The following is a 16426-nucleotide window of genomic DNA, read 5'->3' as shown; positions in this document are numbered from 1 at the left end:
TCAACGCATATCTGTTACACTTCACAAACATTTATTGATTAACAGGCATTGAGATGGTTGAGGATACACAAGAAACGACGCATTTTGGCTTCCGTACTGTCGCTAAAGCCGAAAAAGAAGACATGGTGGCTCACGTCTTTCACTCTGTGGCTGCAAAGTACGATGTGATGAACGATTTGATGTCCTTCGGGATCCACCGCATCTGGAAGCGCTTTACCATTGATTGCAGCGGCGTACGCCGCGGGCAAAAAGTGCTGGATCTGGCCGGGGGCACCGGTGATCTTACCGCGAAATTCTCCCGCCTGGTGGGGGAAACCGGTGAAGTTATCCTCGCTGATATCAACGACTCAATGCTGAAAATGGGCCGGGAAAAACTGCGCAATATCGGCATCGTTGGCAACGTCAACTATGTACAGGCCAATGCCGAAGCGCTGCCGTTCCCGGACAACACCTTCGACTGTATCACCATCTCCTTTGGCCTGCGCAACGTCACCGACAAAGACAAAGCGCTGCGCTCTATGTTCCGCGTGTTGAAACCCGGTGGCCGTTTGCTGGTGCTGGAGTTCTCCAAACCGGTCTTTGATCCGCTGAGTAAGGTCTACGACGCGTACTCCTTCCATGTGCTGCCGCGGATTGGCGAGCTGGTTGCCCAGGACGCAGAGAGCTACCGCTATCTGGCGGAGTCTATCCGCATGCATCCGGATCAGGAAACCCTGAAAGGGATGATGGAAAATGCCGGGTTTGAAAACACCAGTTATTACAACCTGACGGCAGGCATTGTTGCGTTACACCGTGGATTTAAGTTCTGAGTCAGGAGGACCCATGCCGCTCGTACCCGTGATCACCGCCGCCCTGGAAGGGGCGCTCAATGCCGCACTGTATCGTAACCGGGCACTTAAGGCCGCGCGCCAGCGCCTGGTGGGTAAGGTACTGCGCCTTGAGGTTCAGCATCTACCCGGGCCGCTGGTGCTGGTATTCAGTGAGCAACAACTGGATGTGCTGGGCCAGTGGGAGTCGGAAGCCGACTGCCGGGTGACCACCCAACTGGGAACACTGCCGAAATTGCGCGATCGCCAACAGCTTACGGCGCTTATCCGTAGCGGCGAGCTGGAAGTCCACGGCGATATTCAGGTGGTACAAAACCTGGTGGCATTGCTGGACCTGGCTGAGTTCGACCTGGCCGAGGTATTGTCCCCCTGGACCGGTGATATTGTCGCCGAAGGCATTAGCCGGATCATTAAGGGCGGCGGGCGCTTTTTGCAGCGCGGCGCCGCGCGCCAGCAGCGTTATCTGGCGGAGTCACTCACTGAAGAGTGGCGTATGGCCCCAGGCCCGCTGGAAGTGGCCTGGTTTGCCGGGGAAGTCGATGCCCTGGAGCGTTCCGCACAGTCACTGGTAGCCCGCCTCGAGAAACTGGAGAGCAAATGACGCCCGGTGAAATTTGGCGCCTGTATTTTATCGTCCGCACTTTTTTGAGTTACGGCCTCGATGAACTGATACCCAAAATGCGCATTACGCTGCCGCTGCGCCTCGGGCGGAAGCTGCTGTTCTGGATGCCGAATCGCCATAAAGACAAGCCCCTCGGTGAGCGGTTGCGTCTGGCGCTGCAAGAGCTTGGGCCGGTGTGGATCAAGTTTGGGCAGATGCTCTCTACCCGGCGGGACCTGTTTCCGCCGCAGATTGCCGATGAGCTGGCCCTGCTACAGGACCGGGTTGCGCCCTTTGACGGTGCCCGGGCCCAGCAGCAGATTGAACAGGCGATGGGCGGTTTACCGGTTTCCGCGTGGTTTGATGATTTCGAAGTGACCCCGCTGGCGTCGGCCTCGATTGCCCAGGTACACACGGCGCGCCTGAAAGAAAATGGCAAAGAGGTGGTCATCAAAGTGATCCGCCCGGACATTTTGCCGGTCATTAAAGCGGATATGAAGCTTATCTACCGCCTCGCCCGCTGGGTGCCGCGCCTGCTGCCAGATGGCCGCCGGCTGCGCCCCCTTGAGGTGGTTCGCGAGTATGAAAAGACCCTGCTGGACGAGCTGAACCTGGCCCGGGAAGCGGCCAATGCTATCCAGCTGCGGCGTAACTTTGAAGGCAGCCCGATGCTGTACATCCCGGAGGTCTACGCAGATTACTGCAATGAAGACATGATGGTGATGGAGCGCATCTACGGGGTGCAGGTATCGGATACCGCCACGCTACACCAGATGGGCACCAATATGAAGCTGCTGGCAGAGCGCGGCGTGCAGGTGTTCTTCACCCAGGTGTTCCGCGACAGTTTCTTCCATGCGGATATGCACCCGGGGAATATCTTTGTCAGCTACGAGCACCCGGAAGACCCCCAATATATTGGTATTGATTGCGGTATCGTCGGCTCCCTGAACAAGAATGACAAACGCTACCTGGCGGAAAACTTTATCGCCTTCTTTAACCGCGACTACCGCAAAGTGGCGGAGCTGCACGTGGATTCTGGCTGGGTGCCCCCGGACACCAATGTGGAAGAGTTCGAGTTTGCCATCCGCACGGTGTGTGAACCGATTTTTGAAAAGCCCCTGGCGGAGATCTCCTTCGGCCACGTGCTGCTGAATCTGTTTAATACTGCCCGACGCTTTAATATGGAAGTGCAGCCGCAACTGATGCTGTTGCAGAAAACCCTGCTGTATGTGGAAGGGGTGGGGCGGCAGCTCTATCCTCAGCTCGATCTGTGGAAAACCGCCAAACCGTTCCTTGAGTCCTGGATACGCGATCAGGTGGGGTTACCGGCACTGGTACGGGCATTTAAAGAGAAAGCCCCTTACTGGGTAGAAAAAATGCCGGAAATTCCTGAGCTGGTTTACGACAGCCTGCGCCAGGGCAAAAAATTACAGCTGAGTATTGATAGAATTGCCGGTGAGATGCGTAAGCATCGCGGGCGCCAGGGCCAGTCCCGTTATTTATTTGGCGTTGGCGCAATATTGATGATTAGCGGGACATTATTGCTGATTAGCCGGCCCGATCTCCAGTGGGCACCAGCGGGAATCATGGCGGTTGGCGTGATTAGCTGGGTCATCGGATGGCGGCGTGCTGGCTGAATTTAAAGCGGCATTCTGCGGTACTGTACCGTATAATGCCGGGGACGGAACCACTACTTTCTCAGAGGATCATTATGGGCGGCATTAGTATTTGGCAATTATTAATTATTGTTGTCATTGTTGTTTTGCTTTTTGGGACCAAAAAGCTTAGCTCCCTTGGCTCCGATCTCGGCGCGTCAATCAAAGGCTTTAAAAAAGCCATGAATGATGACGACGATAAAGAGAAATCTGCACCGGATGCGGATTTCACAGCAAAATCGCTCTCTGAAAAACCTGGCGACGCAAAGAAAGACGAAGCAAAGAGCAAAGATAAAGAGCAGGTGTAATTCGTGTTCGACATCGGTTTTAGTGAACTTGTACTGGTTTTTGTTATTGGTCTGGTGGTTCTGGGGCCGCAGCGCCTGCCTGTTGCAGTCAGAACGGTGGCGGGGTGGATCCGGGCGTTACGATCGCTGGCCACCACAGTACAGGGCGAGCTGACCAAAGAGCTTAAGCTGCAGGAGTTTCAGGACAGCCTGAACAAGGTCGAAAAGGCCAGCAAAGCCAGCCTTGGCGACCTCTCCCCGGAGCTGAAAGCCTCTATGGATGAATTGCGGGAAGCCGCGGAATCCATGAAGCGCTCCTATACGCAGAATGACCCGGAAAAAGCGAGTGATGAAGCGCATGCGATTCAGCATCCTCATACCGCGGCCGGTGAGCCTGCTGCGCCAGCGGAAACTGCGGACACAGCCCCAGCTGCTGTTCACCCTGAACCGGTAATGCAGCCAGCGCCGTCGGCGCCAGGCGCGACGCCTGCGCAGCCCGAAAATGACGTGTCTGCTGCCGCTGCGGCACCCTCCAAATCTGGCGATAAATCCTGAAAATGGCTGTTGATGATACCCAACCGCTCATCACTCACCTGATTGAGCTACGCAAGCGTCTGCTGAATTGCATTATTGCGATTCTGGTGATTTTTCTCTGCCTGGTGTATTTCGCCAACGATATTTACCAGCTGATCTCAGCACCGCTGATTAAGCAGATGCCCCAGGGCGCGACCATGATTGCTACGGATGTGGCCTCGCCGTTCTTCACCCCGATAAAGCTGACCATTATGGTGTCGGTTATCTTGTCTGCCCCGGTTATTCTTTACCAGGTGTGGGCATTTATCGCCCCGGCGCTTTATAAGCATGAGCGCCGCTTAGTGGTGCCGTTACTGGTCTCCAGTACCTGCCTGTTTTATATCGGGATGGCATTTGCTTACTTTGTGGTGTTCCCGCTGGCATTTGGCTTTTTGACCAAAACCGCGCCTGTGGGGGTGGTTATCTCCACGGATATCACCAATTACCTCGACTTTGTCATGGCGCTGTTTATGGCGTTTGGTGTGTCGTTTGAGGTGCCGGTTGCCATTGTGCTGCTGTGCTGGATGGGGATAACCACACCGGAGGATCTGCGCAAGAAACGCCCTTATGTTCTGGTGGGGGCCTTTGTGGTGGGGATGCTGCTTACGCCGCCGGATGTCTTCTCCCAGACTCTGCTGGCCATTCCGATGTATTTCCTGTTTGAAGTCGGCGTGTTCTTCTCGCGCTTCTACGTCGGTAAAGGGCGCAGGCAGCAAGAAGATGACGACGAGCACGCGGAGTCCGGTGAAGAAACCACTGACTCTGACGAGAAACACTAATTATCAGCCGCCTTTTCAGGCGGCTTTTTTTCCGTTTTTTTAAGGCAAGCGCGCATGTTTGATATTGGTGTTAATCTGACCAGCAGCCAGTTTTCCGGCGATATTGACGCGGTGGTTTCCCGCGCCCGGGAGGCCGGGGTCCTCGGCATGTTAATTACCGGCACCAATCTGGAGGAGAGCCGCGCCGCATCCCGGCTGGCGAATCACTATCCGGCATGCTGGGCGACGGCGGGTGTACACCCCCACGATGCCAGCCAGTGGCAGGCGGATACCGCCGGGCAACTGGCGGCGCTGGCGGCGGATCCCCGGGTGGTGGCCATTGGTGAGTGTGGGCTGGATTTTAATCGTAACTTCTCGACACCCGCAGAACAGGAGCGCGCTTTTAGCGCCCAGCTGGCGCTGGCGGCGGAGCTCAATTTGCCGGTGTTTATGCATTGCCGTGAGGCCCATCCACGATTTGTGGCGTTGCTGGATCCCTGGCTGGATAAACTCCCGGCGGCGGTGCTGCACTGCTTTACCGGCACAGAAGCCGAAGCCCGGGAGTGTCTGGCGCGCGGGTTATATTTAGGGATAACCGGCTGGGTGTGTGACGAGCGGCGCGGGCTTGACCTGCGGGCGCTGTTACCGGTGATACCGGCGAAACAACTGCTGCTGGAAACCGATGCCCCCTGGTTATTACCGCGCGATATGCAGCCGAAGCCCCGTTCCCGGCGCAATGAGCCGGCGTTCCTTGGCCACATTTTGCGCCAGGTTGCCCAGTGGCGCGGGGAAGATCCCCAGTGGCTGGAGCAAACGCTGGATGCGAATGTGCAGCGGTTATTTAAGGTGCGTTTCTGATGTCAGGCTTTGCGGAAGTCGATATTGCGTACGCTCTGCACCACCTGCTTATTCAGCAGATTGAGCAGTAACATCGAACGGGTTTCGCCATCAGGCTCGGTGAAGATGGCCTCCAGCCCTTCGAAGGCGCCGTCGGTGATCACGACATTATCCCCAGGCCACGGCGTATCGGGATCAATCACATCCTCAAGGGGCCAGTTGCTGAGCTGCTGGATAACCGCCAGCGGTACAGTGGCGGGCAGATTGCCAAAACGCACAAAATGACTCACCCCACGGGTAGAGCTGATGGTGGTGGTGTGGATATGCTCGGGGTCGAACTCAATGAACAGGTAGTTAGGAAAGAGTGGTTCACTGACTGCTGTGCGTTTACCCCGGACCATTTTTTCCAGCGTGATCATCGGCGTCATGCAGTTAACCTGCTGGCGCTCAAGGTGTTCTTGGGCCCGTTCAAGTTGGCCACGTTTGCAGTACAGTAAATACCAGGATTGCATAAGCACTCTTTTCTCATCAACTGGGGCGCAAAATATCAAAACCCCCGCTGTAACGGTAGAGGAAAGGGTATTATACCCCGTAAGTGACTATTCGCCATGCTGTTCACGCTTACTTAACAAAAATACAGCATGAGCGCAGCGAAAAACGTATACTAGGGCGCTAATCAGGACGCGATAACCACGGCATGAAATACCAGGATCTACGAGACTTTCTTTCCCTGCTGGAGCAGCAGGGAGAATTAAAACGCATCACTTTACCCGTTGACCCCTATCTGGAAATGACGGAAATCGCCGACCGGACCTTACGTGCCGGGGGCCCCGCCTTGCTGTTTGAAAACCCCAAAGGTTACCAAATGCCGGTGCTGTGCAACCTGTTTGGCACCCCGAAGCGGGTGGCCATGGGCATGGGGCAGGAGGATGTTTCCTCCCTGCGCGAAGTGGGGAAACTGCTCGCTTTTCTGAAAGAACCGGAGCCCCCGAAAGGTTTCCGCGATATGTTCGACAAGCTGCCGCAGTTTAAGCAGGTGCTGAATATGCCGACGAAGCGGCTGCGCGGCGCCCCTTGCCAGCAGGTGGTGCTGGAAGGGGATGCGGTCGATCTGAACCGCATTCCGGTGATGCAGTGCTGGCCTGGTGATGCTGCGCCGCTGGTGACCTGGGGGCTGACAGTGACCCGTGGGCCGCATAAGGAGCGCCAGAATTTGGGGATTTATCGCCAGCAGCGGATTGGCAAAAACAAGCTGATCATGCGCTGGCTGTCCCACCGGGGCGGGGCGCTGGATTTTCAGGAGTGGTGTGCGGCGCACCCTGGTGAACGTTTCCCGGTGGCGGTAGCCCTGGGGGCCGATCCGGCCACGATTCTGGGGGCCGTGACACCGGTGCCGGATACCCTGTCTGAATATGCCTTTGCCGGGCTGCTGCGCGGCACCAAAACCGAAGTGGTGAAGTGCCTCTCTAATGACCTTGAGGTCCCGGCCAGCGCGGAAATTGTCCTTGAGGGATATATCGAGCCCGGCGAAATGGCGGACGAAGGGCCTTATGGGGACCACACCGGCTACTATAACGAAGTGGACAGCTTCCCGGTATTTACGGTGACCCATATTACCCGCCGCGAAGATGCCATCTATCACTCGACCTATACCGGCCGGCCGCCCGATGAGCCTGCGGTATTGGGTGCGGCACTGAATGAAGTGCTGGTGCCTATTTTGCAAAAACAGTTCCCTGAGATTGTTGATTTTTATCTGCCGCCGGAAGGCTGCTCCTACCGCATGGCGGTGGTGACCATGAAGAAGCAGTACGCCGGTCACGCCAAGCGCGTCATGATGGGGGTATGGTCATTCCTGCGGCAGTTTATGTACACCAAGTTTGTCATCGTGTGCGATGACGATATCAACGCGCGTGACTGGAACGATGTTATCTGGGCGATAACGACACGGATGGATCCCGCCCGTGATACCGTGCTGATGGAAAACACACCAATAGATTACCTGGATTTCGCGTCGCCCGTTTCCGGGCTGGGGTCAAAAATGGGGATGGATGCCACCAATAAATGGCCGGGGGAAACCCAGCGTGAATGGGGGGTACCTATTGAGAAAGATCCACAGGTCACCGCGCGCATAGATGCCATCTGGGATGAGCTGGGTATCTTCGAGGATGGTAAGGGCACATAGCGCTGCCATTAATATTTGCCTTAACGACCCGACAGAGGGGATGCATGACAACCTTAAGCTGTAAAGTGACCTCAGTAGAAGCGATCACCGACACTGTTTACCGTGTCCGTTTGCTGCCTGAAGCCGCTTTTTCCTTTCGTGCTGGACAGTATTTGATGGTGGTAATGGATGAGCGGGATAAACGCCCGTTCTCAGTGGCGTCGACACCTGCTGAACAGGACTTTATCGAGCTTCATATTGGCGCTTCAGAGCTGAATTTGTACGCGATGGCGGTGATGGATCGCATCCTCAAACAGCAGGAAATCCTGGTGGATATGCCCCACGGTGACGCCTGGCTGCGCGATGAAGACGATCGCCCGCTGATCCTGATTGCCGGGGGAACGGGCTTCTCCTACGTGCGTTCCATTTTGCTGACGGCCCTGTCCCGCAACCCGAACCGCGAGATAGCCATCTACTGGGGCGGCAGAGAAGCCCGGCATCTTTATGATTTGGATGAGCTGGAAGCCCTGTCGGTGACTCACCCTAATCTGCGGGTTGAAGCGGTTGTCGAGCAGCCGGATGATGCCTGGCGTGGCCGTACCGGTACGGTACTGGCGGCGGTGTTACAGGATTATGGCTCGCTGGCGGATCACGATATCTATATCGCCGGCCGTTTCGAAATGGCCAAAATTGCCCGCGAGATGTTCTGCCAGGATCGCGGTGCCCGGGAAGATCGTATGTTCGGTGACGCGTTCGCGTTTATCTGACGCAGCCACCCGATATAGCAATGCGCCTGCGGGGTTATCCTGCGGGCGTTTTTTTGGTGACGGCAATAAAAAACCCGCCCCTGACAGGCGGGAAAGAACGGCAATGAAACTCACCGGGCCGGGGCGGACCGGCCCGCAAGGTATTACACGCGTTCGAAGACGGTGGCAATGCCCTGGCCGAGGCCGATACACATGGTGGCCAGGCCAAACTGGGCGTCACGGCGTTCCATCAGATTCAGCAGTGTGGTGCTGATTCGGGCGCCGGAGCACCCCAGCGGGTGGCCCAGAGCGATGGCCCCGCCATTGAGGTTGATCTTGTCGTCTAGCTTATCTGACAGGCCAAGATCGTGAATGCACGGCAGGATCTGGGCGGCAAAGGCTTCATTCATCTCAAACAGATCAATATCGTCCACCGTCAGCCCGGCCTTTTTCAGCGCCAGGCGGGATGCCGGTACCGGCCCATAACCCATAATTGACGGATCACAGCCCACGACTGCCGTGGCGCGAATCACCGCCCTGGGTTTCAGACCCAGCTCCCGGGCGCGGCTGGCGCTCATCACCAGCATGGCGGCGGCACCGTCTGACAGCGCCGACGCATTACCCGCCGTGACGGTGCCGTTGGCCGGATCAAAGGCGGCTTTCAGGCTTGCCAGACTGTCGGCTGTGGTATCGGCACGTACCACTTCATCCGTGATATAGCGCTTCAGGACCCCGTCCGCGTCGTGGCCCCCGGTGGGAATAATTTCATTCGCAAAATGCCCGGCCTGGGTTGCGGCCCATGCCCGCTGATGCGAGCGCGCCGCAAAGGCGTCCTGCATCTCGCGGCTGATACCGTTCATCCTGGCCAGCATCTCTGCGGTGAGCCCCATCATCGCTGCGGCTTTGGCTACGGTACGGCTCAGCCCCGGATGAAAGTCCGCCCCGTGGGTCATCGGCACATGGCCCATATGCTCTACACCGCCGATCAGGCAGGTGCTGGCATCTCCGGTCATTATCATCCGGGCGGCGTCATGCAGTGCCTGCATTGACGATCCGCACAGCCGGTTGACGGTGACGGCGGGCACACTGTGGGGCACTTCTGCCAGCAGGGCGGCATTGCGGGCGATATTAAAACCCTGTTCGAGGGTTTGTTGCACACACCCCCAGTAAATGTCATCAATGGCCGCCGCTTCCAGTGCCGGATTACGCGCCAGCAGGCTACGCATCAGGTGGGCGGATAAATCTTCCGCCCGGACATGGCGGAAGGCGCCACCTTTGGAACGGCCCATCGGGGTACGAATTGCATCAACAATAACAACCTTTTCCATGATTCGCTCCTCAGGCACTTTTCCGCGCGTCGACCGGTTTAGCGGTTTCCACCGGGGGATAATAGGGGGCATTCTGGCGGGCTTTTTCAGCCAGCCCGGCTGGAATGGCATACAGGGAGCCCAGTTGGCTGTAGTGCTGCGCCATATCGACATAACGGGCGCTACCCTGGGTATCCAGCCAGCGGAATGCACCACCGTGGAACGGCGGGAAGCCGAGGCCATACACCAGCGCCAGGTCCGCTTCTGCCGGGCTGGCAATAATGTTCTCTTCCAGGCAGCGCACCACTTCGTTGATCATCGGGATCATCATGCGGGCAATGATCTCGTCGTCGCTGAAGCTGCGGGCGGGCTGGCATACGTCAGCCAGCAGAGCCGCAACGTGCTCGTCGGCTTCTTTACGCGGTTTGCCTTTGCTGTCTGCGGTATAGCGGTAGAACCCCTGGCCGGTTTTCTGGCCAAAGCGACCGGTGTCAAACAGCACGTCCACCGCATCGCGGTAGCTTTTTTGCATCCGGTCCGGGAAGCCGGCAGCCATCACCGCCTGGGCGTGGTGAGCGGTATCAATGCCGACCACATCCAGCAGGTATGCCGGGCCCATCGGCCAGCCGAACTGTTTTTCCATCACTTTATCGATCTGCCTGAAATCCGCCCCGTCGCGCAGTAACTGGCTGAATCCGGCAAAGTAGGGGAACAGTACCCGGTTGACAAAGAAGCCCGGGCAGTCATTTACCACAATCGGGGTTTTCCCCATCTTGCTGGCCCAGGCTACCACGGTCGCTATGGTGGTATCCGCGGTTTTCTCCCCGCGAATCACTTCTACCAGTGGCATCCGGTGGACCGGGTTAAAGAAATGCATACCGCAGAAATTTTCCGGGTGCTGTAATGCCCCCGCCAGTTCGCTGATGGGGATGGTCGAGGTATTTGAGGCCAGCACGGTACCGGGGCGAACGTTCTGTTCGGTTTCTGCCAGCACGGCCTTTTTAATTTTCGGGTTTTCGACCACCGCTTCCACGACGACGTCAACGTGGTCAAACCCGTCGTAAGTCAGGGTGGGGCGAATGGTGCTTATCACCTGGGAGAGTTTCAGCCCGGTGATTTTGCCGCGCTCCAGCTGTTTATTTAGCAGCTTGCCTGCTTCGGTCATCCCCAGTTCAAGGGACTTGTCATTAATGTCTTTCATCACCACCGGCACGCCTTTCCAGGCTGACTGGTAGGCAATACCGCCCCCCATAATACCGGCACCCAGTACCGCCGCGTGGGCCGGGGTTTCCACCGCCCTGGCGAGTTTTTTAGCCTTGCCTTTCACATACTGGTCGTTGAGGAAGATCCCTACCAGTGCTTTAGCTTCCGGGGTGTGGGTCAGAGGGACAAAGCTTTTGTTTTCCAGATCCAGCGCCGCATCGCGGCCCAGACGGGCGGCGGCTTCGATGGTTTTCACCGCCGTGAGCGGTGCCGGATAATGTTTGCCCGCGGTCTGGGCAACCATGGCTTTGGCGATAGTGAAGCTCATGGTCGCTTCGATTTTGCTCAATGTTAGCGGCGCCAGCTTGGGGGCGCGCTTGGCCTGCCAGTCCAGATCACCGGCAATGGCCTGGCGCAGCATGTTCAGTGCGCCGTTGCGTAATTTCTCTGTGGCGACAATACCGTCTACCAGACCCAGCTTCAGGGCCTCCTGGGCTCCTACGTCTTTCCCGGCGGCGATAATTTCCAGGGCGCTATCGGCCCCCAGCAGGCGCGGCAGGCGAACTGAGCCGCCGAACCCGGGCATGATCCCCAGTTTGGTTTCCGGCAGGCCAATGCGCAGATCCGGGGCCGCAAGGCGATAATCCGTTGCCAGCACACATTCGCAGCCGCCGCCCAGCGCGTAACCATTGATGGCGCTGATGGTTGGCACCGGCAAATCTTCCAGACGGTTAAACACGCTGTTGGCGAAGTGCAGCCAGTCGGACAATTGCGCTTCCGGTACCTGGAAGAGGGAGAGGAACTCCATAATATCAGCGCCGACAATAAAGGCGGCTTTGGCAGAGGTCAGCAGCAGGCCGGTTAGTTCAGGCTGCTTTTCGAGTACGTCAATCGCATGGCCGAGGCTTGCCACGGTTGCGGTGTCCAGCTTGTTAACCGAGCCGGGGGCATCGAACACCAGTTCGGCAATGCCGTTATCCAGCCACTTAAGATGTAGTGTTTCGCCTTGGTAGAGCATGTCAGTCTCCTGAATCCAGCAAAGTGATCTGGTCGTACCAGATGAAACGGAGTGTGGATTTTATGTTAATAAAATGCAAACAGATGATTAATTTTTTGCAGAGGGGATCACGGATAGCGAAAACAGCATCGCTGAGGGCGCTGTGTTAAGATGCGGCGTTAAGCTCAAATAAGAAGGGTCATTTATGGAATCGCTGGCAGCACAATACAAGGCGCATCTGGAAACCTTACAGGAAAGGGCGCGTAACGTCCTCGAGCGCTACAAACTGGACGCCTTGCTCATCCATTCTGGTGAGCTATTTAATGTCTTCCTGGACGATCATCCCTACCCATTCAAAGTGAATCCCCAGTTTAAGTCCTGGGTGCCGGTTACTCAGGTGCCTAACTGCTGGCTGCTGGTGGATGGCGTCAATAAACCGAAACTGTGGTTTTGGCTGCCGGTGGATTACTGGCACAACGTCGAGCCACTGCCGGATGCGTTCTGGACCCGCGATATCGATCTGGTTGCCCTGCCGCAGGCCGACGAGATTGGCAGCCTGCTACCGGCAAACCGCAGCAATATCGCTTATATTGGGCCTGTTCCCGAGCGCGCACTGCAACTGAATATCACCGCTGGCAACGTGAACCCCAAAGGGGTTATCGACTACCTGCACTACTATCGGGCCTATAAAACCGACTACGAACTGGCCTGTATGCGTGAAGCGCAGAAAATGGCGGTATCCGGCCACCAGGCGGCGGAAGACGCCTTCCGGGCCGGGATGAGTGAATTCGATATCAACCTCGCCTATCTGGCGGCCACCGGCCACCGGGATACCGATGTCCCCTACAGCAATATTGTTGCGCTTAATGAGCATGCTTCTGTGCTGCATTACACCAGGCTGGACCACACGGCACCGGCGCAAATACGCAGTTTCTTGCTGGATGCCGGGGCTGAATATAACGGTTATGCGGCGGATCTGACCCGCACCTGGGCTGCCAGCCACGATAACGACTATGCGCAGCTGATTAAAGACGTGAACCAGGAACAGCTGGCGCTGATTGGCACCATGCAGGCGGGTGTGCGCTATACCGAGTACCATTTGCAGTTCCATCAGCGAATTGCTGCACTGCTGCGGCACCACAACCTGGTTACCGGCATCAGTGAAGAGGCGATGCTGGATGCCGATATCACCGGGCCGTTTATGCCGCACGGTATTGGCCACCCGCTGGGGTTACAGGTACATGATGTCGGCGGCTTTATGCAGGATGATAGCGGTACGCATCTGGCAGCACCGGCGAAATATCCCTACTTGCGCTGCACCAGGGTGCTGGAACCGGGTATGGTGTTGACCATTGAGCCGGGGATTTACTTTATTGAGTCACTGCTGGCGCCGTGGCGTGAAGGCCAGTACAGCAAGCACTTTAATTGGCAGAAAATTGACGCCCTGAAACCTTTTGGCGGTATCCGAATCGAAGATAACGTGGTGATCCATGCCAACAGTATCGAAAATATGACCCGCGACCTGAAGCTGGCCTGATGGACAGCTGGTTAATCCCGGCGGCGCCGATCACGGTGACGGAAGAGATAAAAAAAAGCCGCTTTATTACGCTGTTGGCCCATACCGATGGGGTTGAGGCGGCGAAAGCTTTCGTTGATGCGGTACGCCGGGAACACCCGGCCGCCAGACACCATTGCCTGGCCTGGGTTGCTGGCGCACCGGATGATTCGCAGCAACTGGGGTTTTCTGACGATGGCGAACCGGCGGGAACCGCGGGAAAACCAATGCTTGCTCAACTGATGGGGAGCGGTATTGGTGAGATTACCGCCGTGGTGGTGCGTTATTATGGCGGTATTAAACTGGGAACCGGAGGGCTGGTAAAAGCCTATGGCGGCGGTGTTCAGCTGGCCTTAACCCAGTTGACGACCCTGCGCAAAGTTCCCCTGACTGAATATACTTTGCAGTGTGAATACAGCTGGCTCTCTGCGGTAGACGCACTGGTTACTCAATTTGAGGGGCGGATTGTACATACGGAATACCAGTCTGATGTGCAATTGATACTCGCATTGCCACAACCCCAGGTGGACGGATTTTCACAAAAACTGGCGGATATCAGCCGGGGCGCATTGCAGTTATCACCACAGGAATAACGCTTCCTCTCTTTTGTTATTTATTAAGGATCGGCTGAAATGCATTTTCGTGCCATAACCCGCATTGTGGGCCTATTAGTCATCTTGTTTTCCGGAACCATGATTGTTCCCGGGCTGGTGGCATTATTGTATCGGGACGGTGCGGGGCGGGCGTTTACGCAAACCTTTTTTGTGGCGCTGACCATTGGGGTATTGCTGTGGTGGCCAAACCGCCACCAGAAGGGGGAACTGAAACCCCGGGAAGGTTTTTTAATTGTCGTGTTGTTCTGGACGGTGCTGGGGAGCGTGGGGTCGCTGCCGTTTATCTTTTCCGAACAGCCCAATCTGACGATAACCGATGCGTTCTTCGAATCGTTCTCCGGGCTTACCACCACCGGTGCCACTACCCTGGTGGGGCTGGATTCCCTGCCGCACGCCATACTGTTTTATCGCCAGATGCTGCAGTGGTTTGGCGGGATGGGGATCATCGTGCTGGCGGTGGCTATTCTGCCTATCCTCGGGGTAGGGGGGATGCAGCTATACCGTGCTGAAATGCCCGGCCCGCTGAAAGACAACAAGATGCGCCCGCGTATTGCCGAGACGGCGAAAACCCTGTGGCTGATCTACGTATTGCTGACCATTGCCTGTGCGGTGGCCCTGTGGTTTGCCGGGATGCCCGCCTTCGATGCGATTGGCCACAGCTTCTCGACGATTGCCATCGGCGGGTTTTCAACCCATGACGCCAGCGTGGGCTATTTTAATAGTCCTACTATTAACACCATCATTGCTATCTTCCTGCTTATTTCGGGTTGTAACTATGGCCTGCACTTCTCGCTGCTTAGCGGGCGGAGCCTGAAAGTCTACTGGCGCGATCCGGAATTCCGTATGTTTATTGGCGTGCAGCTGTCGCTGGTGGTGATCTGCACCCTTGTGCTGGCGTTCCACAGTACCTACGGCTCGATAGTACAAACCGTTAACCAGGCCTTCTTCCAGGTGGTGTCCATGGCCACAACGGCGGGGTTTACTACCGACAGTATTGCCCGCTGGCCGCTGTTTCTGCCGGTACTGCTGCTGTGCTCGGCGTTTATCGGGGGCTGTGCCGGATCAACCGGCGGTGGGCTGAAGGTGATTCGTATCCTGCTGTTGTTTAAACAGGGTAACCGCGAGCTGAAACGTCTGGTGCATCCCAATGCGGTTTACAGCATTAAGTTAGGTAACCGGGCGCTGCCGGAACGTATTCTGGAAGCGGTGTGGGGATTCTTCTCTGCGTATGCGCTGGTGTTTATTGTCAGTATGCTGGCGATCATTGCCACTGGTGTGGACGATTTCTCTTCTTTTGCGGCGGTGGCGGCGACCCTGAACAACCTTGGCCCTGGGCTGGGTGTGGTAGCAGACAACTTCACCACCATGAACCCGGTGGCGAAGTGGATCCTGATTGCCAACATGCTGTTTGGACGACTGGAAGTCTTTACTCTGCTGGTCCTGTTTACCCCGACTTTTTGGCGCGAATAAATGGAGCATAGCGTGAAAACATTACTGCTGTTTTCTACCCGGGATGGTCAGACACATAAAATTGCCCGGCATATTGCCGGGATCCTTGAGGCCCGGGGGAAAACCTGCGAGCTGGTTGACCTTCACCAGTGCCGTGAGCCGGACTGGGCCAACGTGGAGTGTGTGGTGATTGGGGCGTCTATTCGCTACGGGCATTTCCATAAAAGCTTGAGCCGATTTGTGAATACCTACGCGCAGCAATTAAAGGCGCTGCCCGGTGCCTTGTTCACTGTGAACCTGGTCGCCCGTAAGCCGGAGAAGCAAACCCCGGACACGAACAGTTATACCCGTAAGTTCCTTGAGGCATCGCCCTGGCAGCCGCAACTGTGCCAGGTTTTTGCCGGCGCCCTGCGTTACCCGCACTACACCTGGTATGACCGGATGATGATTCGCCTGATTATGAAGATGACCGGGGGCGAGACCGATGTGCATAAAGAGGTGGAATATACCGACTGGCAGGCCGTGGCCGGTTTTGCGCAAAAAATTGCGCAGTTACCAGGCAAAATGACGTAATTCCAGGCAGGTTGCCTGGAATGTGAGCGGTCAGTAAATTATTTTAAAAACAGGGGTTGTCAGCCGTCAGAAACTCCCTATAATGCGCCTCCACTGACACGGCACAACGGCTTCTAAACCGGCCTGTCAGGCAAAGGAAAACAAAGTTTACGAGTAACGAAATGTGAAAATAAACAGTTGACTTTGAAAGAGGAAAGCGTAATATACGCCACCTCGCGACAGAGCGCTCAGCGCCGTCGCACTGCTCTTTAACAATTTATCAGACAATCTGTGTGGGCACTCT

At 56.4% G+C, this 16426-nt stretch carries 16 protein-coding genes; 13 read left to right on the top strand and 3 right to left on the bottom strand.

Annotated elements, in window-relative coordinates; genetic code table 11:
* The first annotated feature begins 53 nt into the window (after window positions 1-53).
* The 7 genes from ubiE (at window position 54) to tatD (ending at window position 5559) form a co-directional block, all read left to right on the top strand.
* Window positions 54-809 carry a bifunctional demethylmenaquinone methyltransferase/2-methoxy-6-polyprenyl-1,4-benzoquinol methylase UbiE gene (gene ubiE, locus F9C28_RS13435; RefSeq protein ID WP_199015875.1) on the top strand — a complete coding sequence of 252 codons (756 nt, stop codon included), beginning with the start codon at window positions 54-56 and terminating at the stop codon, window positions 807-809.
* Window positions 810-822: 13 nt separating this feature from the next.
* Window positions 823-1428, top strand: coding sequence for a ubiquinone biosynthesis protein UbiJ (gene ubiJ, locus F9C28_RS13430; RefSeq protein ID WP_199015874.1), 606 nt, complete (start codon window positions 823-825; stop codon window positions 1426-1428).
* Entirely contained in the window at window positions 1425-3065 is a 1641-nt protein-coding gene (gene ubiB, locus F9C28_RS13425) for a ubiquinone biosynthesis regulatory protein kinase UbiB (RefSeq protein ID WP_199015873.1), read from the top strand. The genes ubiJ and ubiB overlap by 4 nt, the downstream gene beginning before the upstream one ends.
* A gap of 74 nt (window positions 3066-3139) precedes the next feature.
* On the top strand, window positions 3140-3391 hold the full coding sequence (tatA, locus tag F9C28_RS13420) for a Sec-independent protein translocase subunit TatA (RefSeq protein ID WP_199015872.1): 252 nt from the start codon (window positions 3140-3142) through the stop codon (window positions 3389-3391).
* A 3-nt stretch (window positions 3392-3394) separates the two neighbouring features.
* Entirely contained in the window at window positions 3395-3925 is a 531-nt protein-coding gene (gene tatB / locus F9C28_RS13415) for a Sec-independent protein translocase protein TatB (RefSeq protein WP_199015871.1), read from the top strand.
* Between the two features lie 2 nt (window positions 3926-3927).
* On the top strand, window positions 3928-4722 hold the full coding sequence (gene tatC, locus F9C28_RS13410) for a Sec-independent protein translocase subunit TatC (RefSeq protein WP_199015870.1): 795 nt from the start codon (window positions 3928-3930) through the stop codon (window positions 4720-4722).
* A gap of 54 nt (window positions 4723-4776) precedes the next feature.
* Window positions 4777-5559: a 3'-5' ssDNA/RNA exonuclease TatD gene (tatD, locus tag F9C28_RS13405; protein WP_199015869.1), complete on the top strand. Its 783-nt coding sequence runs from the start codon at window positions 4777-4779 to the stop codon at window positions 5557-5559.
* 2 nt (window positions 5560-5561) lie between these two features.
* Here tatD and rfaH read toward each other — a convergent pair whose 3' ends face one another.
* The gene (rfaH, locus tag F9C28_RS13400; RefSeq protein ID WP_199015868.1) at window positions 5562-6050 is read right to left on the bottom strand and encodes a transcription/translation regulatory transformer protein RfaH; all 489 of its coding nucleotides are present in this window, start codon (window positions 6048-6050) and stop codon (window positions 5562-5564) included.
* 185 nt (window positions 6051-6235) lie between these two features.
* Between rfaH and ubiD the strand changes: the two genes are divergently transcribed.
* On the top strand, window positions 6236-7720 hold the full coding sequence (ubiD, locus tag F9C28_RS13395) for a 4-hydroxy-3-polyprenylbenzoate decarboxylase (RefSeq protein ID WP_199015867.1): 1485 nt from the start codon (window positions 6236-6238) through the stop codon (window positions 7718-7720).
* Window positions 7721-7764: 44 nt separating this feature from the next.
* Entirely contained in the window at window positions 7765-8466 is a 702-nt protein-coding gene (gene fre / locus F9C28_RS13390) for an NAD(P)H-flavin reductase (RefSeq protein ID WP_199015866.1), read from the top strand.
* A 143-nt stretch (window positions 8467-8609) separates the two neighbouring features.
* Here fre and fadA read toward each other — a convergent pair whose 3' ends face one another.
* Both fadA and fadB read right to left on the bottom strand, forming a co-directional pair.
* Window positions 8610-9773 carry an acetyl-CoA C-acyltransferase FadA gene (gene fadA / locus F9C28_RS13385; RefSeq protein ID WP_199015865.1) on the bottom strand — a complete coding sequence of 388 codons (1164 nt, stop codon included), beginning with the start codon at window positions 9771-9773 and terminating at the stop codon, window positions 8610-8612.
* A gap of 10 nt (window positions 9774-9783) precedes the next feature.
* On the bottom strand, window positions 9784-11973 hold the full coding sequence (gene fadB / locus F9C28_RS13380; protein WP_199015864.1) for a fatty acid oxidation complex subunit alpha FadB: 2190 nt from the start codon (window positions 11971-11973) through the stop codon (window positions 9784-9786).
* A 184-nt stretch (window positions 11974-12157) separates the two neighbouring features.
* On the opposite strand from fadB, the gene pepQ reads away from it, so the two are divergent.
* Genes pepQ through hemG form a run of 4 tightly spaced genes read left to right on the top strand, consistent with a single transcriptional unit; the run spans window position 12158 to window position 16143 of the window.
* Window positions 12158-13489, top strand: coding sequence for a Xaa-Pro dipeptidase (gene pepQ / locus F9C28_RS13375; protein WP_199015863.1), 1332 nt, complete (start codon window positions 12158-12160; stop codon window positions 13487-13489).
* Entirely contained in the window at window positions 13489-14100 is a 612-nt protein-coding gene (locus F9C28_RS13370) for an IMPACT family protein (RefSeq protein ID WP_199015862.1), read from the top strand. Before pepQ ends, F9C28_RS13370 begins: the two co-directional genes overlap by 1 nt.
* Before the next feature lie 39 nt (window positions 14101-14139).
* Window positions 14140-15591 (top strand): Trk system potassium transporter TrkH, encoded by a 1452-nt coding sequence (trkH, locus tag F9C28_RS13365; RefSeq protein ID WP_199015861.1) that lies wholly within the window; start codon window positions 14140-14142, stop codon window positions 15589-15591.
* A gap of 12 nt (window positions 15592-15603) precedes the next feature.
* Complete coding sequence (gene hemG, locus F9C28_RS13360) at window positions 15604-16143, top strand: menaquinone-dependent protoporphyrinogen IX dehydrogenase (protein ID WP_199015860.1); 540 nt, start codon at window positions 15604-15606, stop codon at window positions 16141-16143.
* Window positions 16144-16426: the final 283 nt, after the last annotated feature.

It is taken from the genome of Shimwellia pseudoproteus (genome assembly GCF_016415625.1).
GTDB classification, from domain to species: Bacteria; Pseudomonadota; Gammaproteobacteria; order Enterobacterales; family Enterobacteriaceae; genus Shimwellia; species Shimwellia pseudoproteus.
This window is presented reverse-complemented; position numbering and strand designations above follow the sequence as displayed.

Excerpts from the sequence above, each read along its gene's own strand:
- ubiE (WP_199015875.1), top strand. The coding sequence starts at position 54 with ATGGTTGAGGATACACAAGAAACGACGCATTTTGGCTTCCGTACTGTC.
- ubiJ (WP_199015874.1), top strand. The coding sequence starts at position 823 with ATGCCGCTCGTACCCGTGATCACCGCCGCCCTGGAAGGGGCGCTCAAT.
- ubiB (WP_199015873.1), top strand. The coding sequence starts at position 1,425 with ATGACGCCCGGTGAAATTTGGCGCCTGTATTTTATCGTCCGCACTTTT.
- tatA (WP_199015872.1), top strand. The coding sequence starts at position 3,140 with ATGGGCGGCATTAGTATTTGGCAATTATTAATTATTGTTGTCATTGTT.
- tatC (WP_199015870.1), top strand. The coding sequence starts at position 3,928 with ATGGCTGTTGATGATACCCAACCGCTCATCACTCACCTGATTGAGCTA.
- tatD (WP_199015869.1), top strand. The coding sequence starts at position 4,777 with ATGTTTGATATTGGTGTTAATCTGACCAGCAGCCAGTTTTCCGGCGAT.
- rfaH (WP_199015868.1), bottom strand. The coding sequence starts at position 6,050 with ATGCAATCCTGGTATTTACTGTACTGCAAACGTGGCCAACTTGAACGG.
- ubiD (WP_199015867.1), top strand. The coding sequence starts at position 6,236 with ATGAAATACCAGGATCTACGAGACTTTCTTTCCCTGCTGGAGCAGCAG.
- fre (WP_199015866.1), top strand. The coding sequence starts at position 7,765 with ATGACAACCTTAAGCTGTAAAGTGACCTCAGTAGAAGCGATCACCGAC.
- fadA (WP_199015865.1), bottom strand. The coding sequence starts at position 9,773 with ATGGAAAAGGTTGTTATTGTTGATGCAATTCGTACCCCGATGGGCCGT.
- fadB (WP_199015864.1), bottom strand. The coding sequence starts at position 11,973 with ATGCTCTACCAAGGCGAAACACTACATCTTAAGTGGCTGGATAACGGC.
- pepQ (WP_199015863.1), top strand. The coding sequence starts at position 12,158 with ATGGAATCGCTGGCAGCACAATACAAGGCGCATCTGGAAACCTTACAG.
- F9C28_RS13370 (WP_199015862.1), top strand. The coding sequence starts at position 13,489 with ATGGACAGCTGGTTAATCCCGGCGGCGCCGATCACGGTGACGGAAGAG.
- trkH (WP_199015861.1), top strand. The coding sequence starts at position 14,140 with ATGCATTTTCGTGCCATAACCCGCATTGTGGGCCTATTAGTCATCTTG.